2 protein-coding genes are annotated in these 4,558 nt (G+C 77.4%); both read left to right on the forward strand.

Annotation, left to right across the window (positions count from 1 at the left end; all coding sequences use genetic code 11):
• On the forward strand, nucleotides 1–595 hold a 595-nt coding region (locus ABZW32_RS38900), incomplete at its 5' end, for an acyl carrier protein (protein ID WP_356225520.1).
• Nucleotides 592–4,558, forward strand: a 3,967-nt coding sequence (locus tag ABZW32_RS38905; protein WP_356225522.1) for a type I polyketide synthase, incomplete at its 3' end; no start/stop codon positions are given. The genes ABZW32_RS38900 and ABZW32_RS38905, both read left to right, overlap by 4 nt.

Genomic DNA, 4,558 nt, shown 5'->3' on the forward strand with positions numbered 1-4,558 from the left:
GGCCGCGGCGGCGGCCGGCGGGCCCGCCGCGGGCGAGCAGACGGCACGGGCGCTCGCCCTGCGCCTGTCCGGCCTCGACCCGGCCGCCCGGCACCGGGAACTGCTCACCCTGGTACGGGGCGAGATCGCCGCGGTCCTCGGCTTCGCCGGACCCGGCGCCGTCGAACCCGCCCGGCCGCTGCGCGAGACCGGCTTCGACTCGCTGACCGCCGTCGAGCTCCGCAACCGGCTCACCGCCGCGACCGGACTGCGCCTGTCGCCGACCCTCGCCTTCGACCACCCCACCGCACAGGCCGTCGCCGAACACCTCGACGGGGAACTGCGCGCCACCGGGAACGGCAGCGCCGCCGCGGGCGAAGCGGCCCTCGCCGGGCTCGCCGCCCTGGAGGCCGCACTCGCCGCCCTGGAGACCGACGACATCGCCCACGAGACCGTCCACCGCCGGCTCACCCGGCTCGTCGCCTCGGTGGCGGCCGCCGCCGGGCCGCCCGCCGCACCGGCCCCCCTCGCGGCGGTCCCCGCCGCAGCCGCCGGGACCGGCCTGGATTCGGCCGACGACGAAGAACTTTTCGCCTTCATCGAGGAGCAGTTGTGACGGAGAGCGCCCCGCAGCCCACGGCCGGAAGCGACGACAACTCGGCCAGGATCCGCGACTACCTCAAGCGGGTCACCGCCGAACTCGTCAGCACCCGCGAACAGCTGAGGGCCGTGGAGGAGAGCGCCCGCGAACCCGTCGCGATCGTCTCCATGAGCTGCCGCCTCCCCGGCGGCGTACGCACCCCCGAGGCGCTGTGGCAGCTCCTCGAATCCGGCACCGACGCGATCTCCGGCCTGCCCGCCGACCGCGGCTGGGACCTCGACGCGCTGTACGACCCGGACGGCGCCGCCCCCGGCACCAGCTACGCCCGCGAGGGCGGGTTCCTCCACGACTGCGCCGACTTCGACCCGGAGTTCTTCGGGATCTCGCCCCGCGAGGCCCTCGCCATGGACCCGCAGCAGCGGCTCCTGCTGGAAACCTCCTGGGAGGCGTTCGAACGCGCCGGGCTGCGCCGGGAAGACGTCCGCGACAGCCGTACGGGCGTCTACGCGGGCGTCATGTACGACGACTACGGCGCCCGCGTCCCCCACACCCCGGGCACGGCCGTCCCCGAGGGCCTGGAGGGCTACCTCGTGAACGGCAGCGCGGGCAGCGTCGCCTCCGGCCGGATCTCCTACACCTTCGGCCTGCGCGGACCGGCCGTCACCGTGGACACCGCCTGCTCCTCCTCGCTCGTCGCCCTGCACCTGGCCGCGCAGGCCCTGCGGGCCGGGGAGTGCGACCTCGCGCTCGCGGGCGGAGCCACCGTGCTGTCCACGCCGACCATGTTCATCGACTTCTCGCGCCAGCGGGGCCTGGCCGCCGACGGCCGCTGCAAGGCGTTCTCCGACGACGCCGACGGCACCGGATTCGGCGAGGGCGCCGGCATGCTGCTGCTCCAGCGGCTCTCCGACGCCCGTCGCGACGGCCGCACCGTCCTGGCCGTACTGCGCGGCTCGGCCGTCAACCAGGACGGCGGCGGCGCCGGACTGACCGCCCCCAACGGCCCGGCCCAGCAGCGCGTCATCCGGGCCGCCCTGCGCCAGGCCGGGCTCACCGCCGACCAGGTCGACGCCGTCGAGGCCCACGGCACCGGAACCAGGCTCGGCGACCCGATCGAGGCCCAGGCCCTCCTCGCCACCTACGGCCGGGCCCGGCCCGCCGGAGAACCGCTGCTCCTCGGCTCCCTCAAGTCCAACATCGGCCACGCGCAGGCCGCCGCCGGTGTCGCGGGCGTCATCAAGACGGTGCTGGCCCTGGGGCACGGGGTCCTGCCCCGGACGCTGCACGCCGACACCCCGTCCAGTCGCGTCGACTGGACCGCCGGAGCCGTCACCCTGCAAACCGAGCGCACCCCCTGGCCGCGGCGGGGGGAGGGGCCGCGCCGGGCCGGGGTCTCCGCCTTCGGGGCGAGCGGCACGAACGCCCACGTCATCCTGGAGTCCGCCGAACAGCCGCATGCCGCCGGGCAGCCGCAGGCCGGGCAGCCGCTGAGCCCGATGGCGGTGGGGCCGAACGCCGGGTCCGCCGGGTCTGCCGAGGCCGCCGGGTCCCCCGGGGCTGCCGGCTCCGCCGGGGCTGCCGGGTCCCCCAGGACTGCCGGGTCGCCCGGGTCTGCCGGGTCCCCCGAGGCCGCCGGGTCCGCCGGGGGCTCCGAGCAGCCGGGGCCCGCCGCCTGGGTGCTCTCCGCCCGGACCCGGGCCGCCCTGCGCGACCAGGCCCGCCGCCTCGCCGACCACGTCGCCGCCCGGCCCGCGGGCCGTACCGACCCCGCCGCCGTCGCCTCCGCGCTCGCCCACTCCCGCACCGCCTTCGCGCACCGCGCCGTCGTCCTCGGGGACGACCTCGACTCCCTGCTGCACGGCCTCGGCTCCCTCGCCGGGGACGAACACCCCGACACCGGGGCGACCGTCACCGGCGAGGCCGCCGAGGACCGCCGCACCGCGTTCCTCTTCACCGGCCAGGGCAGCCAGCGCCCCGGTACCGGCCGCGAACTGTACGCCGCCGAACCGGTGTTCGCCGCCGCCCTCGACGAGGTCTGCGCCGCCTTCGACCCCCACCTGCCGCGCCCGCTGCGCACCGTGATGTTCGCCGGGCCCGGCTCACCCGACGCAGCCCTCCTCGACCGCACCCGGTACACGCAGCCCGCCCTGTTCGCCCTCGAAGCCGCCCTGTACGCGCTCGTCACCTCCCGGGGCCTGCGGCCCGACGCCCTCGCCGGGCACTCCGTCGGCGAACTCACCGCCGCCTACGCGGCCGGGGTGTTCTCACTGCCCGACGCGGCCCGGCTCGTCGCGGCCCGCGGCCGGCTGATGGACGAACTGCCCGGGGGCGGGGCCATGGCCGCGCTCCAGGCCGGAGAGGAGGAAGTGCGCCCCCTGCTGGCCGGACGGGAGGACCGGATCGACCTCGCCGCCGTCAACGGGCCGGCCGCCGTCGTGGTCGCCGGGGACGAGCCCGACGTGGCGGAACTGGTCGAGCACTGGAAGAGCCGCGGTCGCGCCGCACGGCTCCTGACCGTCAGTCACGCCTTCCACTCGCCCCACATGGACGGCATGTTGACACAGTTCGAAGCGATCGCTCGCGGCGTCGAATTCCACCCGCCGAGGATTCCTGTCATGTCGAACCTGACCGGACGGCTCGCCACCGGCGACGCCCTGCGCACCGCGGACCACTGGGTCCGCCATGCGCGCCGTCCCGTACGGTTCCTCGACGGGATCCGCGCGCTGCGCGCCGAGGGCATCGACACCTTCGTCGAACTCGGCCCCGACGCCGTCCTCACGGCCATGACCCGCACCGTCCTCGACGACGACGCGGAACACCACACCGGCCCCGCCGCCTCCTCGGCGTCGGCCCCCGCACCGGCTCCGGCCCCCGCCGCTGCCCCGGTCGCCTTCCCCGTGCTGCGCCGCGGCAAGCCCGAGGCCCCCGCCTTCGCCCGCGCCATGGCCACCGCCTTCGTCCACGGCCTGCCCGTCGCCCCCGCCCCCGAGCCCGCCCCCGGTACCGGCCTCGCCGCCGAGCTGCCCACGTACGCCTTCCAGCGCACCCGGCACTGGCTCGCGGCCCCCGCCCCGGCGGCCCCCCTCGCCTCCGCCGGAGTCGACACCGCCGGACACCCCCTGCTCGCCGCCCGCGTCGAACTGCCCGACGCGCAGGGCGCCGTGTGGACCGCGACCCTGTCCACCGCCGCCCAGCCCTGGCTCGCCGGGCACACCGTCGCCGGCCGTACCGTCCTCCCCGGCACCGCCCTCCTCGAACTCGCCCTCACGGCCGCCGCCGGCGACGCCCTCGCCGAGCTCACCTTCGAGAACCCGCTCGTCCTGCCTGAAGACACCGCCGTCCGCCTGCGCGTCCACCTCGGCCCCGCCGACGCCGACGCCACCCGGACCGTCCGCGTCGACTCCGCCCCCGCCGGCACCACCGACTGGACCCCGCACGCCACCGGCCGCACCGCGCCCGACGGGTCCACCGCCCCCGACGCGGACGCCTTCGACGGCCTCACCGGCAGCTGGCCGCCCGCCGGCGCCGAACCCGTCGCCCTGGACGGCGAGTACGCCCGCTTCGCCGCCGCCGGCATCGGCTACGGCCCCGCCTTCCAAGGGCTCCGGGCCGTCTGGCGGCGCGGCGAAGACGTCTTCGCGTACGCCGCCCTGCGCCCCGAGGAGAGCACCGACGCCACCGCGTACGGACTCCACCCGGCCCTCCTCGACGCCGCCCTGCACGCCGTCACCGCCGCCCGGCCCGACGCCCACGGACTCGTCCCGTTCTCCTGGACCGGTACCGCCCTGCACGCCCGCGGCGCCGACGCCCTGCGCGTACGGATCTCCCCGGCCGGCCCCGACGCCTACACCGTCAGCGCCACCGACCCCGAAGGCCTGCCCGTCCTCGGCGCCGCGTCCCTCCTACTGCGCAGGGTCGCCACCGACCGGATCGCCGCCGCGGCCCCCGCCCGCACCCCGCTGCTCCAGCCCGCCTGGA

The sequence above is a fragment of the Streptomyces sp. NPDC004667 genome, assembly GCF_040609475.1.
Classification (GTDB): Bacteria; Actinomycetota; Actinomycetes; order Streptomycetales; family Streptomycetaceae; genus Streptomyces.